Origin of the sequence: Mycolicibacterium smegmatis, from assembly GCF_001457595.1 — a bacterium.
Classification (GTDB): Bacteria; Actinomycetota; Actinomycetes; order Mycobacteriales; family Mycobacteriaceae; genus Mycobacterium; species Mycobacterium smegmatis.
Genome location: NZ_LN831039.1, coordinates 2,617,309 through 2,639,413 on the forward strand (window position 1 = coordinate 2,617,309; position 22,105 = coordinate 2,639,413).

The window sequence follows — 22,105 nt, forward strand, 5'->3', positions numbered from 1 at the left end:
CTTGGCCGGATGGCCGAACCGGTAGCACACACGCCCGATCCGACGCGCCCGTTGGCCGGCGTGCGGATCATCGAGATTTCCAGCTTCGTGGCCGTGCCGCTGGCCGGTATGACGCTCGCGCAGCTCGGCGCCGAGGTGGTCCGCGTCGACCCGATCGGCGGGGCCGCCGACTACCACCGCTGGCCGGTCACGGACGGCGGCGACAGCATCTACTGGGCCGGTCTGAACAAGGGCAAACGGTCGGTGGCCGCCGACATGCGCTCGCCCGAAGGGCAGCAGGTGGTGCAGAGGCTCATCGCCGAGAGCGGTGTGCTGATCACCAATGCCGCTGGGCGACAATGGCATTCCTACGAGGAACTCGCGGCGCTGCGGTCCGATCTGATCCACGTCGAGGTGTCCGGCCGCGCCGACGGCGGCACCGGGGTCGATTACACCGTCAACGCGGCGCTCGGATTCCCGCTCGTCACAGGGCCTGCGGAGGTTTCCACACCGGTCAACCACGTGCTGCCGGCCTGGGACGTGAGCTGCGGGCTGTACGTGGCGCTCGCGGTGACCGCGGCCCTGCGCCACCGCGACGCCACCGGTGAGGGCGCCCGCATCAGCGTCCCGCTGGAGAACGTCGCCCTTGCCACGACGGGCAACCTGGGGTTCCTCACCGAGGTGATGATCAACGGTACGTCCCGGGAACGCCTGGGCAACAGCCTGTTCGGCACGTACGGCCAGAACTTCACCAGCAGTGACGGGGTCTTCTTCATGCTCGTCGCGCTCACGGGGCGGCACTTCCGTGACCTCACCGAGGTCACCGGCACCACCAAAGCCGTTGCGGCGCTGGGCGAGGCACTGGGCGCCGATTTCACCGACGAGGGGCAGCGCTACACCCACCGCGACGCGCTGACCGGTCTGTTCACCCTGTGGTTCAGCGAGCACACCGCCGACGAGATCACCGAGGCGCTTTCGGGCACCTCGGTGTTGTGGGAGCGTTACCGCACCTTCGCCGAGACGGCAGGCGACCGCCGCGTCACCGACAACCCGCTGTTCACCCCGCTCGACCAGCCGCGGATCGGCCGGTATCTCGCACCGGGCCTGCCGGTGTCGATCGGCGGGGTGTACCCGGCCGCGGTCGCCGCGCCTGCGCTGGGCGACGACACCGCCGCGGTGCTCGCCGAACACCTCGGACTCAGCGCCGAGAAGATCGCCGAGCTCACCGAATCCGGCATCGTCGCAACCGGTTCCGCGCAGAAGTGAGCGAACTGCCACGGCTGCTCGACCTCGACGAGCACGACGACGAGGACACCTGGACCGGGCCTGCGAGCGGGCCAGACGGCAAACGCGCATTCGGTGGGCTGCGCGCGGCGCAGAGCCTGGCCGCCGCGGCTCGCACCGTGGGCGACGACCGCGCGCCGACCAACATGCACATGCAGTTCCTGCGCGGCGGCGACGCCGGCGAGCCCGCCCGCTACCGCGTGCACCGCGTCTACGACGGACGCACCGCGTCGGCGCGTCGCGTCGACGCCCACGAGCACGGCCGGTTGCTCACCACGGCCACGGTGTCGTTCGCGACGCCGCTGCCCGGGCCGGAGCACGGCCGCCGCACGAGCGTGCCGCACGATCCCGAGGCGTTGCCGCGCACGGGCCCGCCGGGGCCCGCGCCGTCGCTGCCGCTCGACGAGTTCGACATCCGCATCGCCGACGACACGGCCGGCGGTGGATTCACGCGGCGGTTCTGGTGGCGGGTCACCACGGCGCTGCCCGACGATGCACTGCTGCACACCATGGTGGCGCTGTACATCACCGATCTGTACGGAATCGATCCCGCGCTCGGGGTGCACGGCCTGACGATGCGTTCACGCAGCCACCGCAGCGGCACGACCGATTCGTCGATGTGGTTCCACCGGCGGGTGCGCGCCGACGAGTGGAACCTGCTTGAGCAGACGTCACCGGCCGCGGCCCGTGGCCGCGGCATCATCACCTCGAGTCTCGTGCAGCTCGACGGCAGCGTCGTCGCCACGCTCGTGCAGGAGGGTTTGATGGCCGAGCGGACGACGGACTGAGCGCCGCGACCACCACGTGCGCGCGGCCGTGACGGCATACGTCACGGCCACCCCGACGACCAGTGACGCCAGCACCCCGAGGATGCGGTGGTCGCCGAACAGCGGATAGATCTGGTAATGCGTCAGATACGTGTACAGCGATGCCTCGGCCAGCACGCCGAGCACCGCGGCCACCGGTGCGGGGCACCGCAGCGCCGGAACCCAGATCAACAACGCGAACCCGGCCAGCACCATGAGTTCCCGTTGGCTGTCGCCGAAGTAGCCGTACACCCCGATGGCCAGCACCGCGGTGACCGCCACCCGCTGCCACGTGTGGGTGGCCTTCGCGGCGGCCCACCCGGCGGCGAAGAACCAGAACGCCAACACCGTGAAGCACGCCTGATCGTGCAGGTCGAACGAGATCAGGTTGTAGCGCAAGGCAAGTCCGGCCGCCAGGAACGCCGCCGCGAACGCGAACGGCTGTCTGCGCTCCAAACGGTCGGCGGCAGGCAGCCAGCACACGGCGGCCAGTGCCACCAGGATCCACACCAGCACCTCGACGAACCACAGGCGCCCGGCGGTCATGCTGTCGGGCGGTCCCAGAAACTTGTTGGCCAGAAACAGGTTGGTGACGTGGTAGTGGTCGGTGATCAGCAGCGCGATCGCGACCCACACGATCGACGGCACCGCGACACCCGCGATGGTCCGGCGCAGATGCCGCGACCGCTGTTCACGTGGCAGCGGTGTCAGGCAGAACCGCCCGAAGTTGTAACCCGCCACGGCGAGCAGCACGTGCGCGCCGCCCCACAGTTCGAACAGCTCGGCGTGCGAGCCCACGATCAGCACGATCGCGACTGCCCGCAGCGCGACGCTGGTCTCCACGGTGGCGCCCCAGCGCCGCCGCGGCGCCGCGCGGCGTTCCAGTTCGGACAGCGGCAGCCGGTGCCATTCGGCGGGCAGTTGCCCGAGGGCCCGTTCCAGACGCACCGACATCGCCACGTACGACAGCGAGTTGCCGCCGAGGTCGATGAAGCTGGCGTCGGGGTCGATGGAAGCCGGGTCGAGTTGCAGAACCTCGCCGAACAGCGTCCGCAGGTCGGTCACCTCGCCGGCCGGGACCTCGGTGGTGGTCCGGTCGCTGGCGAGTGCCCGCACCGCGGGATAGTCGGGCTTGCCCGAGTGCAGCCGTGGCAGTTCGTCGACGACGGTTGTGCGTACGCCCGAGGCCGGGATACGTGCCGCGGCCGCCACCAGCCGCGTGACCTCGGCGGCGGACGCCGGTGCGAGCGCGGCCACGGCGACACCGTCGTCGTCGCCGGTGCACAGGGCGGTGATGTTCTGTTCGGCCAGGCCCGATTCGAGACGCTGCAGGTCGATGCGCAACCCGAACAGCTTCACGAACCGGCTGCTGCGGCCCACGATCTCGAACAGGCCGTCGGCGCCGCGGCGCGCGATGTCACCCGTGCGCAGCGCGTCCAGGGTCGCGCCGAGCGCGAGATCGTCGGGACCGTGCGCGTAGCCGAGCATCACGTTGGGCCCGCGGTAGACCAGTTCCCCGGTGCCCTCGGGCCAGCCGTCGAGCTGTTCGATGTCGAACCGGCCGCCGGGGATCGGTGTGCCGATGGCCTCGGGGCGGGTCAGCGCCAGCTCGGCGGGCAGGTACGCCATGCGGGCGGTGGCCTCGGTGGCGCCGTACATCACCACCAGCTGCCAGCCCTGGCGTTGGCCCAGCTCCGCGAACCGCCGCACGCGCTCGGGCGCCATCCGGCCGCCTGCCTGCGTGATGTAGCGCAGATGCGGCAGCGACATGTCGTCGAAGCCGATGCGGTCCAGGAGTTCGAACGTGTGCGGCACGCCTGCGAAGCTCGTGCCGCGGTGCTCGGTGAACAGCTCCCAGAACGCGTCGTCGAGCACCGAATCCTCGGTGAGGATCAGTGCCGCACCCCGCAGGAGGTGGCTGTTGAGCACCGAGAGCCCGTAACAGTACGACAGCGGCAGAGTCGTTGCCGCCCGGTCGGTTTCGCGGATGCCGAGATACTCGGCTATCGCGGCGGCGTTGCTGCGCAGGTTTGTGTGTGACAGCCGCACGAGCTTGGGCGAGCCGGTGCTGCCCGACGTGGACATCAGAAGAGCCAGGTCGTCGTGCAGCCGGTGGGCGGGTCGGTCGTGACGGTGGCGGATCCCGTCGGCGTCGATCACGGTGTCGGGGGAGTAGGTCTGCGTGATCGCGGTGTGGTCACCACCAGGTGCGACCGGCAGCGCCACGTGGCCGCCGGCCAGCGCGGCGAGGTAGTGCACGACGGTCGCGATGTCGTTGCTGGTCTCCAGAAGCACCAGACGGCGCCCGGTGCCCAGCCGTGCCGAAGCGTCGGCCACCTGATCGGCGAGTTCGCGGTAGGTCACGTGCCGTTCGGCTGTGATCAGCGCGGTCCGGTCCCCGTGGGCACGCAGCGCGTCGAGCAGCGCAGATGAAGCCGCGTGCATCGGGTCGTGGGGTCCTTTCGCAGGCAAACGGTCTCTAGACCATACCGGCGCTCGCGCGTCGGTGAGCCGCGCCGTTGTCAGACCGGATGTCAGCTCCCGGTGCCAGTGATCCCAGAGACCCCAGTGACCCCGGCCACCCCGGTGCCCTCACTGACATCGAGCGCGGCGCGCACGATGCTGTCGGTGTCCAGGCCGTGGTAGCGGTACACCTCCTCGAGTGAGCCCACCTGGCCGAACCGTGACACCCCGAGGTTGGTCGCCCGCACCCGCTGGATGTTCGCCAGGAACGCCAGGGTGTGTGGATGTCCGTCCAGCACGGTCACCAGCGGCAGCGCCCGGTCGGCGGGGAACAGCTGATCGAGGATCCAGGTGTCGGCGCCGGTGTTCGCAGCGTCGTGACCCTGGCGGGCCTGCCACGCATCGAACAGCAGCCCGGGACTCGTCACGCAGACCACGTCGGCGGGCACGCCCTGCTCGGTGAGCCGGTCCGCGGCCGCGAGCGCCTCGGGCAGCACCGCGCCCATCGCGGCGATCGTGACGCGCGCGCCTGGGGCGCGGCGCAGCGGGTAGCCGCCCGCCACCACCTGGCGGCGGCGGCGCTCGCGCGCCGCGGGGTCGGTCGGCACCGCGGCCAGGGACTGATCGACGGGCCGCGTCGAGAGCCGCAGATACGCCGACGTGCCGCCGGGGCGGCCCAGCCGGCCCATGCTCGCCAGCAGCGTCCACTCGACGTCGATGGCGAACGCGGGTTCGTAGCTTATGCAGCCGGGTTGTTCGATGCCGATCGACGGCGTCTTGATCGACTGGTGCGCGCCGCCCTCGGCGGCCAGCGTGACTCCAGACGGGGTGCCCACGAGGATCGACTGCCCACCGGCGTAGATGCCGAACGACCACGGCTCCAGCGCGCGTTCGACGAACGGGTCGTACAGCACGCCGATCGGGAAAACTGGCTGGCCCCAACGGCTCCAGGTCGCGCCGAGCTCACCGAGCAGACCCACCAGGTTGGTCTCGGCGATACCGAGTTCCACGTGCCTGCCGCTGGGGCGTTCGTCCCAGTGCATGATGGTCTCGGCGTCGTCGGCGAACCAGTTGCGGCGTTCGGTGGCAGACCACACGCCCACCTTGTTCACCCAGCCGCCCAGGTTCGTCGTCGAACTGACGTCCGGGCTCACCGTCACCACACGTGCCGCGGCGTCGGGCGCCTCGCGGGACAGGTCCAGCAGCACGCGGCCCAGCGCGGCCTGCGTGGTGGCGGTGCCCTTGGGCGTGCGCCCGATGTCGCCGGGCACCGCGGGCGGATCGATGGCGGTGATGTCGTCGCGGCTGAGCCGTTGCGCGGCCGCGACGCACAATCGCCCGGCGTCGCTGTCCTGGGCGAACCGCTGCCACGGCGCGTTCGGGTCCATACCCAGACGTGTTGCCAGCGCGTCGAACTCGTCGTGCGACAGCAGCGCCGAGTGGTTCTGCGGATGGCCTTCGGTGGGCAGGCCGTGGCCCTTGACCGTGTAGGCGATGATCACCGTCGGACGGGTGTCGTCGATCTCGCGGTACGCCTGCGTGAGCGTCGCGAGGTCATGGCCGCCGAGGTTGCGGATCGCGGCGGTGAGCGTCTGGTCGTCGAGATCGGCGATCAGGGAAGCGATCTCGCCGCTGCGCGGGCCGTCACCGGGCAGGCGGGTGCGGATGTCGCCCGCGGTGCACCGCAGCAGCCGCTGGTACTCGGGATTCGGCATGTCCAGGATGCGTGACCGCAACGCGTCGCCACCCGGCCGGGCGAACAGCGACTCCAGCAGCCGCCCGAACTTCACCGTGATCACCTGCCAGCCCGCGGCGTCGAACATCTTCTCCAGACGCCGCGCCGCGATGTTGGGCACCACACGGTCCAGGGACTGCCGGTTGAGGTCGACGATCCAGACCACCTCGCCCAACTCGGCGATACCGGGATCCAGGATGGCCTCCCACACCGCGCCCTCGTCGAGTTCGGCGTCGCCCACCAGCGAGTACTGCCTGCCCGCGCCCGTCGGCCCGTAGTGCGCGTCGACGAACCGCCGCGCCACCGCGCCCCAGATCGGGGCCGTCGCACCGATACCCACCGATCCGGTGGAGTAGTCGACGGGATCAGGGTCCTTCGACCGGCTCGGATAGGACTGCAGGCCGCCGAACTGCCGCAGCGTCGTCAGGTACTTCTCGTCGAGCCTGCCCAGCAGGTAGTTCAGGCTGTGCAGCACGGGGGAGGCGTGCGGTTTCACCGAGACCCGGTCACCCGAGCGGAGCTGCTCGAACCACAGCGCCGTCATGATGGTCACCATCGACGCGCTCGACGCCTGATGGCCGCCGACCTTGAGACCTGAGGTGTTGGGGCGGACCCGGTTGGCGTGATGGATCATCGCGGTCGACAACCACAGGACGCGCTGTTCGATCTGTTGCAGCGTGTCCAGTCGTGCGGTGTCGACATCGAGGGTGTGTGCAGCGGTGAGAGACATGGGTCCTGCCTGAGCGACGGTGAGCAGAAAGCTCATTCCAGTCGAGCACTGACCGCCACTCACGGCAACAACGAGTTGGTTCGGCGGGCACAATGCTCATCAGTGCGCAATTCGACCCTGAGGGAGTGAGCGTTATGCGCAAGACCGATGCCCGCATCGACGACATCGACGCACGGATCCTGCGCGCCCTTTCGGCCGATCCGCGCGCCACCGTCGTCGGCCTCGCGGAGGCCACCGGCCTGGCGCGCAACACCGTGCACGCGCGGTTGGCCAGGCTGGAGACCGAGGGTGCGCTGCGGTCGTTCGAGCGGCGCATCGACCCGGCGGCCCTCGGCTTCCCGCTGACCGGCTACATCATGGTCGTGGTCACCCAGCGGAAACTGGCAGGCATCGCCGAGGCGCTGGCCGAGGTCCCCGAGGTTCTCGAGGTGCACGGGCTCAGCGGCGTCACCGACCTGCTGGTCCACATCGTCGCCCGCGACACCGACGATCTCTACCGGGTCGCCGGGCGGATCCTCGACATCGACGGCGTCGAGAAGACCACCACGAGCCTGGTGATGCGCAGCCTGGTCGATTACCGCGTCGGACCGCTGCTGAACGGACGCGGATGAGGGCGGCGGGCGTCGTCGAACCCTGAAGTCGGCCGCGCTCGCAACGGTTGGGGTATCTGCGACGTTCATACCTTCTGGGAGCAGGCGCGAAGCGACGTGAGGGGGACGCGTAGTGACCTCAGCAGGACAGGTGGGTGTGGCCTCGGAGGTGTTGGACCGGCTACCGGTCACCAGATGGCACTGGAGACTGGTGTTCCTGGTCGGCATCGGGACCTTCTTCGACCTCTACGAGGTGTTCCTCGGCGGTGTGCTCGCACCGGTGATGGCAGCCCAGTACGAGCTGGGCGATCTGGGGAAGGCGATGGTGATCGCCGCCGGTTTCGCGGGGATGTTCGTGGGGGCGAACATCCTGTCGGTGGCGGCCGACCGGTTCGGGCGACGCCGCGTGTTCATCCTCAACATGGTGCTCTACGCCGTGTTCTCGCTGGCCTCGGCGTTCGCGCCGGATCCCGAGATCTTCGTGATCCTGCGATTCCTGTCCGGAATCGGCCTGGGTGCGGAGTTGTGCTCGTCGACTCCTACCTCGCGGAGATGCTGCCGGCACGGGCGCGAGGACGAATGACGGCATGGGCGTACACGATCGGATTCCTCGGGGTGCCCATCGCCGCGCTGCTCGGTGGTCGATTCGTCGCCCGCCACGAGATCCTCGGCATCGACGGTTGGCGGTGGTTGCTGATCCTGGGCGGCCTCGCCGCGGTGTTCGTGCTCGCGGTCCGCTCGATGCTCCCCGAGTCACCACGCTGGCTGGAGATCCGCGGACGCCACGCCGAGGCGCGCGTGGTGGTCGAATCCATCGTCGAGGCGGTGGGGGCCGACGTAGGACCGCTCGACGTCATACCGGACGGGCGCGGCGGTGCGAGCCGTCACGGTGAAGACGAGGTGCGGCGCGTCACCGACGTTCTGCGGATCGCGTTCCGCGACTATCGATCCCGCAGCGTCATGCTGATCATCTTCCAGGTGCTGCAGACCGTGGCGTACTTCGGGTTCGGCACGCTGGCTCCACTCGTGCTGGTGCACAAAGGGTTTCATGTCACCGAGTCGCTGGCCTACTCGGCGCTGAGCTTCGCGGGTTATCCGCTGGGGTCCCTCGTGTCGGTGCCCCTGGTGGAACGCTTCGAGCGCAAACACCTGATCATCGCCTCGGCGTTGGCGATCGCGGTGTTCGGTGTGGTTTTCGCCGCGGCGTCGAGTGTCGCGGTGATCGTGGCCGCCGGTTTCCTGCTCACCGCGGTCTCCAACGTGTTCTGCAACGCCTTCCACATCTATCAGGCCGAGATCTTCCCGACGGCGATCCGCAGCACCGCCAGCGGGGCCGCGTACTCGCTGTCGCGTGCGGCCTCAGCCGTGTTGCCCTTCATCGCCGTTCCGCTTCTCACGGCGTTCGGGCCGGTGGTGGTGTTCGCCGGGTCCGCGGTGCTGATCGTGCTGCTGTGTGTCGACGTGGCCGTGCTCGGCCCGCGCAGTACGGGGCTGGATCTGGAGACCGTGCAGCAGCCCGTAGGCGTGGCGCCTTACCGCTAGCCGGTACAGGCCGGTAGTGACAGCACCCTCACAGGTTGGGGGTCTGCGGCGATGTGCGCACCTTCGGTTCTTCGAAAGGCTTATGCCCACCGAATGAGCCTTGACCAGTGAGGATGCGCCATGAACAACGACCATGCCACCACCCGCCCGTCGATTGTGCGCACAGCCTTCGTGGGGGTGACGCTGGCGGCACTCGGCCTCGTGATGGGCGTGGTGGGCCTGCAGGCCGCGGGCACCGCGTCGGCCGCCCCGTCGTCACCGTGCGCAGATGTCGAGGTGGTCTTCGCGCGCGGCACGTTCGAGGCGCCCGGGGTGGGCGACACCGGCCAGGCGTTCGTCAACGCGCTGGGCGCGCAACTTCCCGGCAAGAACATCGCGGTGTACGCCGTGAACTACCCGGCGTCCCTTGACTTCAACGACGCCGCCCTGGGAGTGGCCGACGCCGCGCGGGAGGTTCAGGCGGTGGCTGCCGGTTGCCCGGACACCCAGATCGTGCTCGGCGGGTATTCGCAGGGGGCCGCGGTGGCCGGCTACACCACGAGCGGTGCCGTGCCCGCGGGGTACGCGTTGCCCGCGGGCATCACGGGCCCCATGCCGCCCGCCATCGCCCCGCATGTCGCGGCGGTGGTGCTGTTCGGCACCCCGTCCCCGTTCTTCCTCGGGCTGGTGGACCATTCGGCACCCCCGCTGGTGATCGGGCCGGCCTATGCCGCCAAGACCTTGCAGCTGTGCAACACCGGTGACCCGGTCTGCTATCCGGGCGGGCTGGACCGGGCGGCCCACAGTGCCTACAAGAGCAACGGAATGGCCGACCAGGCAGCGCAATTCGTCGTCGATCACCTCGGGGCCACGTCGACGGCCACACCGGCCCAGGTGGTGTCGGCCACCACCCATCCCTGACCGCCCACCGCTCCCCGCGGCAGGCCCGGCGAACATCCGGGGCTGCCGCGGGTCGGCATTTTCAGAACGTGGCGTCTGCGGGCAGTTCGATGTCGGCGACGGCGATGTTCTCCTCGAGATGCGCCACCGAGGACGTGCCGGGGATCAGCAGGATGTTGGGCGCCAGGCTCAGGGTCGCCGCGAGCGCGATCTGCGCAGGCGTGTAACCGAGTTCGCCCGCCAGCTTCTTCACCGTCGGGTTGCCGAGCACCGGGTTGTCGGGCACGAATGCCGATCCCAGCGGGAAGAACGGCACGAACGCGATACCGCGTTCGGTACACAGGTCCAGGACGGGCTGCGACGTGCGGTCGGCGATGTTGTAGGCGTTCTGCACGCACACGATGTCGGTGCGCTGCAACGCGATCTCCAGATGCTCGCAGACGATGTTGCTCAGCCCGATACCGCCGATCAGGCCTTCGTCGCGCGCGGCGATCATCGCGTCGAGTTGCCGCTCGAACAGTTCGCGATTGACCGCGCGGCCGTCGGGGTCGTCGAACACGCGCAGGTTCACCGCGGCCAACTGGTCCACTTTCAGTGTGTGCAGGTTGGTCTCGATGTCCTTGCGCAGCTGTTCGGGTTCCTGTGCGGGCAACCAGTTGGCCTGATCGTCACGCGTGCCACCGACCTTGCTCACGATGGCCAGATTCTCGGGGTAGGGGTGAAGGGCCTCGTAGATCAGTTCGTTGGCGACGTCGGGCCCGTAGAACTGCGCGGTGTCGATGTGGTCCACGCCGAGTTCGATCGCGCGCCGCAACACGGCGATCGCCTGGTCGTGGTCGCGCGGTGGCCCGAACACATGGGGGCCCGGCAACTGCATGGCGCCGAACCCGACGCGATGGACGGTGAAAGATCCGAGGGCGAACGTCGACGCACCCATGTCAACTCCTTTGGTGTCAAACTATATCGCCTCGAACAATATGAGAGCGAACAAAAGGCTGTCAACGGGTGTGGCCCGAGATGGTCTAGATGAGGCTGTCGGCGAGCTTCGACAGCAGCTTGGTCAGAGTGTCCTGTTCTTCGGTCGACAGGCTGGCGAACATGCCGTGGGCGGCCTCGGCGTAATCGGTCAGCCAGCGCTTGGCCTGGGCGCTGCCCTGTGCGGTGGTGGTCAGGCGGATAGCGCGGCGATCATCCGGATCAGGGGCGCGTTCCACGAGGCCTTCGCGTACCAGGGCTTCGACGAGGCTGGATGCCGTGCCCTGCGTGACGCCGACGGCCCGCGCGAGATCGGCGAGTCGGACCGGCTGCAGGCGCTGCACCTCGGCCAGCAGTTTGGACCGGGGAGTCGACACGCCGTGCTCGCCGAGCTGCTCGTCGAAGGTGCGCACCACGCATTTGGCGGCGCGGCCGAAGGCGTCGGCAAGCGCCGCTGCGCGTCGCTGATCGGCGTTCACCGAGCACTCCCTTTCGCAAAGTGGATCTCAGGGTACCAACGAGCGGGAGGCCGGAATCGACAGCCGGTGCGTTCACAGCGCGGTGTTGAGCCGTTTCCAGACCTCACCGTAGGCGGCGAGCTCGCTGAACCCACCGTCGACCGCCAAATCGATCCCGGTGATGAAACTGGCCTCGTCGCTGGCCAGAAACAGTGCCGCGGAAGCCATTTCGGAAGGCTGTGCGGCGCGGCCGAGCGGAGTCAGGCTCCTCAGCTCGGCGAACACCCGGCTGCCCGCGTCCACCATCGGCGTCTCGACGACACCGGGGTGCATCGCGTTCACCCTGATGCCCGATGAGGCCAGTTCCATGGCGGCGGCCTTGGTGAGCCCGCGCACTGCCCATTTGGAGGCCGAGTACGCGGCGACAGGATGGCCCATGATCCCCGCCGTTGAGCCGATGTTGATGATGCTGCCGTTGCCGGAGCGCTTCATCAGAGGCGCGCACGCCTGCATCCCCAACATCTGTCCTTTGGTGTTGACCGCGACAATCCGATCCCATTCTTCGGATGTCGTGTCGGTGAGCTGATGGCGGACGTTGATACCGGCGTTGTTGATCAGCACATCCAGTCGTCCGGCGCCGGCATCGATGTGGGCGACGGTCCGACTCCACTGTTCGGCATCGGTGACGTCGAGGAATCTGAAATCCGCCTGTAGCCCGGATCCGCGGAGTTCGGCCGCCAGTTTCTCGCCTTCTTCCTCCAGGACGTCGCAGATGTAGACATGGGCACCGTGCTGCGCGAAAAGCCTGGCCTCGGCTTCACCTTGACCGCGCGCACCGCCGGTGATCAGTGCGACCTTGCCGGCCAGCCGTCCCTGTCCTGAGCGCCCGCGGGACGCCTCGGAAACGCCGGCCGCCCTCGGCTCGAGCGCGAGCGTTTCCACCCGTTGGATCCCGGGTGCGTCGGTGGCGGGGCGTGCGCCGGATTCGTCGGTGTGACACACGATCTCGACGACGATTGTCGGATCCGACGGTGACGCCGAGATGCCCAGTGTCTCCGTCCCGCGGTCTTGGCGTCGGTCGTGCGACGCCGACGTCTGCAGGAAGTGCGCGGCGGTCTCCGGTGACCGGAAGTGGTAGCGCAGTAACTCGTAGGTCGGCATGGGAGTGTCCTATTCCGAACGAAGATCAGTTATGTGCGGGGCGGCGCTGCGAAGCCACGATGGTGTTGCGCAGAACCCCGAGTTTCTCCACCTCCACCTCGACGTGGTCGCCCGGGTGGAGCAGCCAGGCTGGGGTGCGGGCGTAACCGACGCCCGACGGAGTGCCCGTGGCCAACAGATCACCGGGCCGCAGTGTGAGTGTGCGGGATATGTGCGCCAGCGTCTCTCCGACCGTATAGACCATCTCGTCGGTCGAGGCGTCCTGCACGGTTGTGCCGTTGACGCGGGTGCGGACGCGCAGACCGTCGCGGAGGTCCCCCACGTCGTGGGCCGGCACGAGGGGCCCGAGTGGTCCCGAGCGGTCCGCGTTCTTCCCGAGGATCCACTGTGAGGTGATCTTCTGGGCGCGGCGAGCCGTGACGTCGTTGAACGTCGAGTATCCGACCACCGCGTCGAGCGCCTCATCGGCTGTCGCACAGGAGAGTTCGCGGCCCACCCAGGCCACCACCTCGCCCTCCCAGTCGAGCCCTTCTTCGTCGGTGGGAACAGGGATCTGGGCGCCGTCGACGGTGAGCGTGGACGGCCACCGGGCGAACAGTGTCGGGAACTCGGGCAGCGGCTCGGCCCCGTAACTGCCCTCGGCCACATGTTTGAGGTAGTTGAGGCCGATGCAGATCACCTTTGCGCCGGGCAGGACCGGTGGCACCAGGGTCACCTCGTCGCGTGGCAGCACTGCTCCTGCGGGCTCCTCGGCGAGGTGAGCCGTTGGATCGCACCAGAACTCGTCAAGGCCGGCGAGAACCCGGACCGCGTCGCCGGTATCCGTCAGGGCGGCGACCTCGACGCGATCCGATCCGGTCCGCCTGATTCCGACGACGCGCATGCGCATTCCTTCCTAAACCGGGTGAAAACCCTCTAACCCTTCGAAGGTTTTTGTGATTGAATGCGACTATGCCGGACAAACCACCCGAGAAGCAAGCGGCTGCGTCCCCTCGCCGCCGTGGGGTCAAGGCCATGCCACCGGATCTCGGTCCGCGCACGCGGGCCGAACAGCTCGCGGCGGTCATCGATGCCCGCATCCGCGACGGTGAATTTCGGCCCGGCGAGTCGATCGGCACGCTGGAGTCGTTGCGGGCGGAGACGAAATTCGCGTATTCGACGGTCAGCGAGGCGGTGCGCCTGCTGCGTGATCGCGGGATCATCGAGATCCGGCCGGGTCGCGGCGGCGGACTGTTCGTCGCCGACGCGGGACCGGTGGTGCGGATGCGTCGCACCCTGCTCAGGGTGTCCGACCACCCCGAGACGGTGGCCGACGCCGTCGAGTTGCGGGACCACCTCGAGATCCTGATCGCCACGTCGGCGGCACGCCATCGCACCACCCGTGACGTCGCCGACCTTCGTGCCTTGCTCGACGCCATGGAGCAGGCCGACACCTGGGAGGACTTCGTCCGCGAGAACTGGGTGCTACACGAGCGGATCGCCCAGATCTGCCCGAACGAGATGGCGCGGGCGGTCTACGTGGGGACTCTCGGCCACCTGCGCTCCACCTCGTCGTCGTCCCCCGACGACCACACTTCCGACGAGTACCGACAGCAACGCGTGCACGTCCACCGCGAACTCGTCGACGCCATCGAATCCGGAGACGAGAACGCCGTGCGAGACGTGGTCACCCGCCACAACGCCCCCGTGTGAGAGGTTCGCCATGACCAGCAATTTTCGTGAGTATCTCTTCGCCCCCGACCATCCCCGGCTGGCCGAACTGCGAGAGCTCGATGCCTACGCCTATCGGACGGTGGCACGCCGGCCGGGGACGTTCACCGGCGATCTGGTCGCCGGATGGACCCCCTTGTACAAGAACGAGTTTCGCGGTGTCACCGAGGACGGCACGCTGCGTGAGGACGTGCACTGCCTTGAACCGGCACGGGCGGGAGAAGCGGCACCGGTTCCGGAGATGGTGGCTGCGGCCGCGGACCTGCTGGCCGGCCTCGACGACGAGAGCCGAGAGCGGATCCGGTATCGCGTCGACGCCCCGGAATGGCAGACCTGGGCCAACCCGGAGTTCATGCAGTTCGACACCGGGATACGCCTGGAGTTCCAATCCGAGGACGTCCGACGCAAGGCCCTGCGATTGATGGCGTCGTCGCTGAGCCCGCAGGGTTACGAGCTGGCGCGCAACATGATGCTGATCAACGGATTCCTCGGCGAGGTCGTCGGTTTGCCAGGCATTCTCAACGAATTCAGTTACAACATGGCGATCTACGGCACACCTCATGAAACCAGACCGTGGGGATGGCAGGTGTTCGGTCATCACCTGGCCGTGAACTGCTTCGTGGTCGACGGCCGGATGGTCATCAGCCCGCTGTTCCTGGGTGCCGAGCCGAACGAGATCGACGAAGGGGAGCACGCCGGGGTCACCTCGTTCGGGACCCGCATCGAGTTGGGGCTGGCGCTGATGGCCGAGCTGACGCCCGAACAGCGCTGCGCAGCAACCGTGTACGAGCAGATGGTCGATCCCGCGATGCCGCCGGGACGTGTACACCCGGGTGACGAACGTCATCTCGCCGGCGCGTTCCAGGACAATCGGCAGATCCCGTTCGAGGGTGTACGCGTGGCCGACCTGTCCTGCCGGGCACAAGAACTCGTTCTCGAAATCGTCGAACAGTTCGTCGCGCTGTTGCCGGACGGACCTCGCGCCGCACGTATGCGCGAAGTGCGGAAAATGCTCTCGCAGACCTGGTTCAGCTGGATCGGCGGGCACCGCCCCGGCGACGTCTTCTATTACCGCGTCCAATCACCGGTGATCATCGCCGAACTCGATCACCACTGTGGGGTGTTCCTCGACTACGACACCCCCAAGCCCTTCCACATCCACACGGTTGTCCGTACCCCGCACGGCAACGACTACGGGCGCGCATACTTACGGCAATGGGAGCAGGGGCACCGATGAGCGTCAGCACCTCGAGGACGGTGAGCGGCGAGGTGGCTCGCCATCATGTGGCCAACCTGCTCTACACCTACGTCGACATCGCCGACCGCAAGGACATCGACGCGGCCGTGGGTCTTCTGGGGAATGCGCGTGTCCGGTTCCCGGACAACGGTTTCGAGACCATCGACGATGCCCGGCCGTTCTTCACCCGCTTGTGGGCATCGTCCACCGCGCACCGGCACGATGTCGGCAACCTCCGCGTGGAACCCGGTGCGGGTTCGTACTGGCGTGCATACGCCCACTACACGCGTTGGTTGTTCACGCCGGGTCCGGTGCTGCACACGCTCGGCGAGTACGCGCTCGACATCGATGCGCGAACGTGGTCGATAACAGCCCTGACGGTGACCAGAACGTGGATGAGGGCCGAAAGTGGCTGACATAGGCCGGTCCACGCTGGTGCTGGACGCGCTCGCCGAAGCGTCGAAGCCACTTACGCTGAGTGAGCTCGCCACTCGCACGGGACTGCCTCGCTCCACGGTGCATCGCATCGTGCAGTCTCTTGAGCGCAGTCTGTACCTGGTGCGGGGAGTCGACCGCCACGGTTACTCTCTGGGCCCGGGCCTGCTCAAGTTCGGGATGAACGCGCATCTGCGCCTGCTGGCCGGCAACCGCCCCCTGCTGGCCCGTCTTGTGCGTGAGGTGGGCGAGAACGTCGAACTGGCCATATTCAGCGGGCGCGAAGTGGTGGTGGTCGACCAACTCGCGTCGGTGAACCGACTGCACGGCGTCACCAAGGTCGGGAAGAGCTTCTCGCTGCACGCCAGTTGTATCGGCCTGGCGCTCTTGGCCCATCTGCCCGACGATCAGGTGGCAGGGCTTCTCTCGCCACCGCTGCAGCGGTTCACCGAACACACCGTCACGGACCTGCCCGCCATCATGGGCAGGCTCGACGAGGTGCGACGTACCCAGATCGCCGTGGACACCGAGGAGCACGACGTGGGGATCTGCGCGGTCGCCACCGCCTTCCCAGGGCCTACCGGCGCTCTGCAGGCGGTGGCGGTCGTCATGCCCACCGCGCGATTCCGGGCAAAGCGTGAGCGGGCCGTCGAGAGCCTCCAACGGATCAACCCGCTGCTCGCGCACCGCAACTGAGCGCGGCGGACGTCACCACGGCGCACGTCACCACGGCGCAACCGGCGGAATCTTGTCCCTGTTCTCGGCGACGTACAGTCCGCCGAGGATGCGCGACAGAAACGTGAATTCGTTGTAGGCGTGCAGCAACAGGTTGCGAGCCAGCTCATCTGGGACTTCGGCTGCGACCTCGGAGGGGGTCAGACCCATTGCAGGCAGATCCGTGCCGAGGTGGAAGTGGCTGCGCAAGGCGAACCCCCATGGAGTGTCCCGCCCGACGTGCAGCAGGCGACCGCCCAAGATCTTGCCGGATGTGTCTCGCGGCGGGTGATGGCCGGTTCCCACCCGGCCGAGGACCGATCCGCTGACGTCACCACGATCCACCGCAGTGCGGTACCTCTCGGCGTCGAACACGTCGTCGGCACCGTGGAACTGGGTGACGAGTTCGGCGGCGGGGGCGTCGGCGAACCGTTCGACGACGATGTGTTCGCTGCCCACGTGGGTATCCGGCGACAGGTCGCCGGCCCAGTGGCTGGAGACGTGGTCGATCGGGTGCCACCAGATGTACTTCTGGGTATCGCAGCGCCAGCGGAACCACCACTCGAACATCGCGGTCTTGCAGTCGTGCATGTCGGTGCGGGCCGCGATGTGCAGGGTCCCGTCATCGAGGCGCCGATACCCGGTCTCCATCGGTAGCGGCAGGGGATCGAGAAGCTCGTTCCAGTCGATCGTGGTCATGGTGTTGTCGGCGTTCCCTTCTGAATTGTTCACTGTCACCGCGACACCGGGTGTGCGGACACCACGGATTGTCCGGACACGCTGGTGAGCAGGCCGGTGATCAGGTCGTGAGTCCGGTCGGCCGGTCCGGCGCCGTAGACATGGAAGTCCGGGCGGATCACGACGGTGTCGGCGCCGAGTTCGTCGAGCCATGCGCGGTAGGTGCCGTCGACATCGTCGGCGACGACGATGCCTGCACTCGGCGTGCCCGCCAGCGCGACCGACGCCATCCCGAGATCTGCCAGGCCGGAACGCACATCGGGCGAGATCTCGGCCAGCGTCGCCGCGGTCCGTGTGATGACGGCGCCCGGCCCGCCCAGCGCATCGTCGAACAGAGTGGGTTCGGCCGAACCCATCCGGATCCGCCCCTGCCTGGCGAGCGTGCCACCCGCTTCGCCGACGTGCAGGCCCGCACCCAGGCCGGGGCGCGGCGGCGCGGGAGGCGCCATCCCGGCCCGCCAGTCGGCAATCATGCGTTCGTCGCGCGCGGCCGCCTCGTGCTCGTCGGTGATGCAGATGACCTGCCCCAGCGAGGTGGAGAACTTCACGAAAGCCACAGCGTGGTGCAGGCGTTCGCTGCCGTAGGTGTCCAGTAGTCCGGCGTCGGCGCGCCCACGCAGGACCGCATCGAGCTTCCACGACAGGTTCATCGCGTCACGCATGCCGGCACCGAGGCCCTGGCCTGCGAACGGCGGCATCAGATGGGCTGCGTCACCGGCGACCAGCACGCGCCCGTCACGCCATCGATCGGCCCAGCATGCCTTGAAGGTGTACACCGCGTGGCGCTCCAGTCGAGCATTGCCGGGGCCCACTCCGAACGGCGCGAGCAACTCCCACGCCTTTGCGTCCGTGTTGAGTTCCTCGCGGCTCTCGTGGGGGAGACGCATGAACTCCCACCGCCGTCGGCCGGGTCCCCCAGGAACCATCGTCGCCGGGCGCCGGTGATCACAGCTCTGCACCGCGATGTGCGGAAAGTTCAGTTCGTGCGACGGTTTCACATCGACCACCAACCAATCGAAGTAGTAACCGTCGTTGTGCCAGCCCAAGCCGGCCCACTCGCGGACCTTGCTGTTGGCGCCGTCGGCGCCGATGACCCACTCGGCGTCGATCGTCATCTCGGCACCGGTCGAGGCCGACCGGATCGCCACAGTCGCGCGATCCTCGCACTGCCTCAGCGCGGTCGCCTCCCATCCGCGGATGACGCGAACGTTGTCCACGCCTGCGACGTGTGCTTCCAGTGCATCCTCGAGCGCCGGCTGGTTGAAGAAATATGTGTTGTACCAACCCGATTCGCCTCGACCGCTCCAGTCGACGTCCAGCAGGGTGTCGTTATCGCCGTTGCGCCACCGGTACATGTCGTCGTAGGGCTCGGTGATGTGCGGGATCTTGTCCGGGCTCAGGCCGACCGACTGGAGGATCCGTGCGACGTCCGAACAGTGGGTCACCGCGCGCGGCAACGGATAGCTGGCCTCGTTGCGGTCGACGACGATGACCGAATGGCCGCGGCGGCCCAGCTGAACAGCGAGGAGCTTTCCCACCGGGCCGAAGCCGACGATCACGACTTCTGTGGTCATCTGGTGTGCGGAGGCACGGCTGGTGTTCAAGGCGATCCATTCTCACGAGCAGGCAGGGTGGCTGCGCTCAGGATGGGTGCCGGTCACGCTGTGTGTCAGTCGTGACGTCCCGTATTTCGGGACACTGAACGCAGCCCGGCCGGGCCGGCTGGGGAATTGACGCGCGTCGAACCCGTTGCAGGCGGGAACGTATGTCGTAGTCGTCTTGCCGATCACCCCGAACCGTGACAATCTTCAGATTGTCAACAAAACTACGACCTGGTCGGATGATCTCATCGCGACCCGATCGCACGTATGCGGTCAGTCCGTTCAGTGTCGATGCACGACGAGGAGGGCCCGTGGGCTCCAGAAACGGCTCCGAGAACGGCTCCGAACACACCTCACCACCCGCCGTCGGCGATCAACCCCCCGCAGTCGTACGGAAGGCGGTGGCCGCATCGGCCATCGGCAATGCGACCGAGTGGTTCGACTACGGCATCTACGCCTACGGCGTCACGTACATCTCCGCGGCGATCTTCCCGGGCGATGCCGGGACCGCCACGCTGCTCGCGCTCATGACATTCGCGGTCTCGTTCCTGGTCCGGCCTCTCGGCGGTTTCGTGTGGGGACCGCTCGGTGACCGCCTGGGCCGCAAGCGCGTCCTGGCCATCACGATCCTGATGATGGCAGGCGCGACGCTGTGTGTCGGACTGGTCCCGACGTACGCGTCGATCGGGATCTGGGCGCCCATCACCCTGGTGGTGCTGCGGATGATCCAGGGCTTCTCCACCGGCGGTGAATACGGCGGCGCGGCAACCTTCATGGCGGAGTACGCACCCACCCGCAAGCGCGGATTCCTCGGCAGCTTCCTCGAATTCGGCACTCTGGCCGGATTCTCGCTGGGCGCGCTTCTCATGCTCGGGTGCTCACTGGTGCTGGGCGAGAACGACATGCAGGCCTGGGGCTGGCGCCTGCCGTTCCTGGTCGCCGCCCCGCTCGGGCTGGTCGGGATCTATCTGCGGACCCGCCTGGAGGACACCCCGGTTTTCCGGGAGCTTGCGGAGAAGGGCGGCACGGAGGAGCAGGCCACCAAGGCTTTCCGCGATCTGATCGTGGAGTACTGGCGGCCGATCCTGCGGTTGGCCGGCCTGGTGGTCGCGCTGAACGTCGTGAACTACACGCTGCTCAGCTACATGCCGACCTACCTGGAGAACGAGATCGGCCTGTCGACCGACTCGTCGCTGGTGGTTCCCATCATCGGCATGCTGACCATGATGGTGTTCCTGCCGTTCGCGGGCAGGCTGTCGGATCGCGTCGGACGCAAACCGCTGTGGTGGTTCTCGCTCGCCGGCCTCTTCGTCGCGGGCCTGCCGATGTTCATGCTGATGGGCACCGGTATGGCGGGTGCGGTGATCGGCTTCGCCGTGCTGGGCCTGCTCTATGTGCCTCAGCTGGCGACGATCTCGGCCACCTTCCCGGCGATGTTCCCCACCCACGTGCGGTACGCCGGTTTCGCGATCGCGTACAACGTCTCGACGTCGCTGTTCGGCGGAACCGCGCCCGCGGTCAACGAATGGCTCATCGGCAGGACGGGGGACGGTCTCATTCCCGCCTACTACATGATGGCGGCCTGCGTGGTCGGCGCCATCGCCTTGATCTCGGTTCCCGAGACCAGTCGGTGCCCGATCAACGGCACGCACATCCCCGGCACCGCAGAGGCGCCGCGGGCACTGTCCTACCACGCCCGCCCGACAGCGCCCGCCTGACCACATGAGTTGGCCCTCGGCGTGAAAACCGCCGAGGGTCAACTCATGTCGCGAACCGGTCAGGACACGACGGCGCTCACGGCGTCGGCCCAGATGCCCGCGGCCTCTTCCACCTCATCGGCGGAGACGACGAGCGCGGGGATGAAGCGCACCACCTGACCCCACGCGCCGCACGTCAGCAGCAGCAACCCGCGGCGGGCCGCCTCCTGCTGCACCGCGGCCGCGGTGGTGCCGTCGGGTTTGCCGTCGGCGTCGCGGAATTCGTTGCCGATCATCAACCCGAGTCCGCGGACGTCGGTGATCTGCTCGTGCTTGTCGGCGACCGTCTGCAGAGCCTGCTTGAGCTGTGCGCCGCGCTCCGCGGCATTGGCGACGAGGTTCTCGTCCGCGATCACGTCGAGGGTCGCGATCGCGGCCGCGCAGGCCACCGCGTTGGCCCCGTAGGTGCCGCCCTGCGACCCCGGCCACGCCTTGGCCATCAACTCCGACGACGCGGCGATCCCGGACAGCGGGAAGCCCGACGCCAGGCCTTTGGCCGTCACCAGGATGTCCGGTTTGGCGTCGAAATGCTCGCCGCCCCAGAACTTTCCCGTGCGGCCGTATCCGGTCTGCACCTCGTCGAGCACCAACAGGATGCCGTGCGCATCGGCGCGTTCCCGCAGTCCGGCGAGGAAACGCTCGTTGGCCGGAACATAACCGCCCTCGCCCAGCACGGGTTCGACGAAGAACGCGGCGGTGTCGGCCGGCGCGCTCACCGTCTGCAGCACGTAATCGAGTTGCGAGAGTGCGAAATCGGTGGTCTGTTCGACGGGCCAACCGAAGTGGGTGGGATCGGGGAACGGCGATACGTGCACGCCGGCCATCAGTGGGCTGAACCCCGACCGGAATTTGGTGCCGGAGGTGGTCATCGACGCCGCGGCCACGGTCCTGCCGTGAAAGCCGCCGTGGAAGACGATGACGTTGGGACGGCCGGTGGCCTGCCTGCTGAGCCGCAGCGCGGCCTCGATGGCCTCGCTGCCGGAGTTGGCGAAGAACATCCGGTCCAGCCCGGCCGGGAGCACCTCACCGAGCCGCTCCACCAGGGTGAGCAGTGGCCGGTGCATGACCGTGGTGTACTGCCCGTGGATGAGCGTCCCCACCTGTCGCTGCGCGGCCTCGACGACCCGGGGATGGCAGTGTCCGGTGCTCGTCACACCGATACCCGCGGTGAAATCGAGGTATCGGCGGTCCTGTTCGTCGTAGAGCAGGACGCCCTCGCCGCGGGCGGCGATCACGCCGGTTGCCTGCTTGAGGGCCTGCGAAAGTTCGGTCACTGTGTCCCCTTGCGTGTTGTGTCGATGGGTATTGATA

Annotated in this window: 18 protein-coding genes and 1 pseudogene; 10 read left to right on the forward strand and 9 right to left on the reverse strand. The window is 68.0% G+C overall.

Annotation, left to right across the window (positions count from 1 at the left end; all coding sequences use genetic code 11):
• The first annotated feature begins 9 nt into the window (after positions 1-9).
• Complete coding sequence (locus AT701_RS12465; protein ID WP_058125916.1) at positions 10-1,245, forward strand: CoA transferase; 1,236 nt, start codon at positions 10-12, stop codon at positions 1,243-1,245.
• On the forward strand, positions 1,242-2,051 hold the full coding sequence (locus AT701_RS34205) for an acyl-CoA thioesterase (RefSeq protein WP_011728361.1): 810 nt from the start codon (positions 1,242-1,244) through the stop codon (positions 2,049-2,051). The genes AT701_RS12465 and AT701_RS34205 overlap by 4 nt, the downstream gene beginning before the upstream one ends.
• Here the strand turns inward: AT701_RS34205 and AT701_RS12470 are convergent.
• Together AT701_RS12470 and AT701_RS12475 are read right to left on the reverse strand one after the other, a co-directional pair.
• Positions 1,935-4,514, reverse strand: a complete 2,580-nt coding sequence (locus AT701_RS12470; RefSeq protein WP_058125917.1) for an AMP-binding protein — start codon at positions 4,512-4,514, stop codon at positions 1,935-1,937. The two genes, AT701_RS34205 and AT701_RS12470, sit on opposite strands and share 117 nt — an antisense overlap.
• An 89-nt stretch (positions 4,515-4,603) precedes the next feature.
• Positions 4,604-6,997 carry a thiamine pyrophosphate-binding protein gene (locus AT701_RS12475; RefSeq protein WP_058127610.1) on the reverse strand — a complete coding sequence of 798 codons (2,394 nt, stop codon included), beginning with the start codon at positions 6,995-6,997 and terminating at the stop codon, positions 4,604-4,606.
• Between the two features lie 134 nt (positions 6,998-7,131).
• Here AT701_RS12475 and AT701_RS12480 point away from each other — a divergent pair, with 134 nt between their 5' ends.
• From AT701_RS12480 to AT701_RS12490, 3 genes and pseudogenes are all read left to right on the forward strand, one after another.
• Complete coding sequence (locus tag AT701_RS12480) at positions 7,132-7,608, forward strand: Lrp/AsnC family transcriptional regulator (RefSeq protein ID WP_003893842.1); 477 nt, start codon at positions 7,132-7,134, stop codon at positions 7,606-7,608.
• A 262-nt stretch (positions 7,609-7,870) separates the two neighbouring features.
• Positions 7,871-9,129, forward strand: a pseudogene (locus tag AT701_RS12485) (MFS transporter).
• A gap of 120 nt (positions 9,130-9,249) precedes the next feature.
• On the forward strand, positions 9,250-10,029 hold the full coding sequence (locus tag AT701_RS12490) for a cutinase family protein (RefSeq protein WP_011728365.1): 780 nt from the start codon (positions 9,250-9,252) through the stop codon (positions 10,027-10,029).
• Between the two features lie 61 nt (positions 10,030-10,090).
• On the opposite strand, the gene AT701_RS12495 is transcribed toward AT701_RS12490, so the two are convergent.
• From AT701_RS12495 to AT701_RS12510, 4 genes are all read right to left on the reverse strand, one after another.
• Entirely contained in the window at positions 10,091-10,945 is an 855-nt protein-coding gene (locus AT701_RS12495; protein ID WP_011728366.1) for an oxidoreductase, read from the reverse strand.
• Between the two features lie 85 nt (positions 10,946-11,030).
• Complete coding sequence (locus AT701_RS12500) at positions 11,031-11,462, reverse strand: MarR family winged helix-turn-helix transcriptional regulator (protein WP_011728367.1); 432 nt, start codon at positions 11,460-11,462, stop codon at positions 11,031-11,033.
• A 72-nt stretch (positions 11,463-11,534) separates the two neighbouring features.
• Positions 11,535-12,383, reverse strand: coding sequence for an SDR family NAD(P)-dependent oxidoreductase (locus AT701_RS12505; protein WP_014877397.1), 849 nt, complete (start codon positions 12,381-12,383; stop codon positions 11,535-11,537).
• 244 nt (positions 12,384-12,627) lie between these two features.
• Positions 12,628-13,485, reverse strand: a complete 858-nt coding sequence (locus AT701_RS12510) for a fumarylacetoacetate hydrolase family protein (RefSeq protein ID WP_011728369.1) — start codon at positions 13,483-13,485, stop codon at positions 12,628-12,630.
• Positions 13,486-13,616: 131 nt separating this feature from the next.
• On the opposite strand from AT701_RS12510, the gene AT701_RS12520 reads away from it, so the two are divergent.
• Genes AT701_RS12520 through AT701_RS12535 form a run of 4 tightly spaced genes read left to right on the forward strand, consistent with a single transcriptional unit; the run spans position 13,617 to position 16,680 of the window.
• Complete coding sequence (locus tag AT701_RS12520; RefSeq protein ID WP_223495510.1) at positions 13,617-14,294, forward strand: FadR/GntR family transcriptional regulator; 678 nt, start codon at positions 13,617-13,619, stop codon at positions 14,292-14,294.
• A 10-nt stretch (positions 14,295-14,304) separates the two neighbouring features.
• Complete coding sequence (locus AT701_RS12525; RefSeq protein WP_011728372.1) at positions 14,305-15,549, forward strand: DUF3500 domain-containing protein; 1,245 nt, start codon at positions 14,305-14,307, stop codon at positions 15,547-15,549.
• The gene (locus AT701_RS12530; RefSeq protein ID WP_223495512.1) at positions 15,546-15,965 is read left to right on the forward strand and encodes a hypothetical protein; all 420 of its coding nucleotides are present in this window, start codon (positions 15,546-15,548) and stop codon (positions 15,963-15,965) included. Before AT701_RS12525 ends, AT701_RS12530 begins: the two co-directional genes overlap by 4 nt.
• A complete protein-coding gene (locus AT701_RS12535) occupies positions 15,958-16,680 on the forward strand; it encodes an IclR family transcriptional regulator (protein WP_011728374.1) in 723 nt (240 codons plus the stop codon). Before AT701_RS12530 ends, AT701_RS12535 begins: the two co-directional genes overlap by 8 nt.
• 27 nt (positions 16,681-16,707) lie before the next feature.
• Here the strand turns inward: AT701_RS12535 and AT701_RS12540 are convergent, their stop codons facing one another.
• Both AT701_RS12540 and mhpA read right to left on the reverse strand, forming a co-directional pair.
• Positions 16,708-17,436 (reverse strand): DAPG hydrolase family protein, encoded by a 729-nt coding sequence (locus AT701_RS12540; protein WP_223495514.1) that lies wholly within the window; start codon positions 17,434-17,436, stop codon positions 16,708-16,710.
• Positions 17,433-19,010 (reverse strand): bifunctional 3-(3-hydroxy-phenyl)propionate/3-hydroxycinnamic acid hydroxylase MhpA, encoded by a 1,578-nt coding sequence (gene mhpA / locus AT701_RS12545; protein ID WP_058125920.1) that lies wholly within the window; start codon positions 19,008-19,010, stop codon positions 17,433-17,435. The genes AT701_RS12540 and mhpA overlap by 4 nt, the downstream gene beginning before the upstream one ends.
• A 338-nt stretch (positions 19,011-19,348) precedes the next feature.
• On the opposite strand from mhpA, the gene AT701_RS12550 reads away from it, so the two are divergent.
• The gene (locus AT701_RS12550) at positions 19,349-20,755 is read left to right on the forward strand and encodes an MFS transporter (RefSeq protein WP_003893847.1); all 1,407 of its coding nucleotides are present in this window, start codon (positions 19,349-19,351) and stop codon (positions 20,753-20,755) included.
• A gap of 59 nt (positions 20,756-20,814) precedes the next feature.
• On the opposite strand, the gene AT701_RS12555 is transcribed toward AT701_RS12550, so the two are convergent.
• A complete protein-coding gene (locus AT701_RS12555; protein ID WP_011728377.1) occupies positions 20,815-22,068 on the reverse strand; it encodes an aspartate aminotransferase family protein in 1,254 nt (417 codons plus the stop codon).
• Positions 22,069-22,105: the final 37 nt, after the last annotated feature.

Bases quoted from the DNA above. Each gene is read 5' to 3' on its own strand.
- AT701_RS12510 (WP_011728369.1), bottom strand. From the start codon at position 13,485: ATGCGCGTCGTCGGAATCAGGCGGACCGGATCGGATCGCGTCGAGGTC.
- AT701_RS12495 (WP_011728366.1), bottom strand. From the start codon at position 10,945: ATGGGTGCGTCGACGTTCGCCCTCGGATCTTTCACCGTCCATCGCGTC.
- mhpA (WP_058125920.1), bottom strand. From the start codon at position 19,010: ATGACCACAGAAGTCGTGATCGTCGGCTTCGGCCCGGTGGGAAAGCTC.
- AT701_RS12470 (WP_058125917.1), bottom strand. From the start codon at position 4,514: ATGCACGCGGCTTCATCTGCGCTGCTCGACGCGCTGCGTGCCCACGGG.
- AT701_RS12530 (WP_223495512.1), top strand. From the start codon at position 15,546: ATGAGCGTCAGCACCTCGAGGACGGTGAGCGGCGAGGTGGCTCGCCAT.
- AT701_RS12525 (WP_011728372.1), top strand. From the start codon at position 14,305: ATGACCAGCAATTTTCGTGAGTATCTCTTCGCCCCCGACCATCCCCGG.
- AT701_RS12475 (WP_058127610.1), bottom strand. From the start codon at position 6,997: ATGTCTCTCACCGCTGCACACACCCTCGATGTCGACACCGCACGACTG.
- AT701_RS12520 (WP_223495510.1), top strand. From the start codon at position 13,617: ATGCCACCGGATCTCGGTCCGCGCACGCGGGCCGAACAGCTCGCGGCG.
- AT701_RS12490 (WP_011728365.1), top strand. From the start codon at position 9,250: ATGAACAACGACCATGCCACCACCCGCCCGTCGATTGTGCGCACAGCC.
- AT701_RS12480 (WP_003893842.1), top strand. From the start codon at position 7,132: ATGCGCAAGACCGATGCCCGCATCGACGACATCGACGCACGGATCCTG.
- AT701_RS12465 (WP_058125916.1), top strand. From the start codon at position 10: ATGGCCGAACCGGTAGCACACACGCCCGATCCGACGCGCCCGTTGGCC.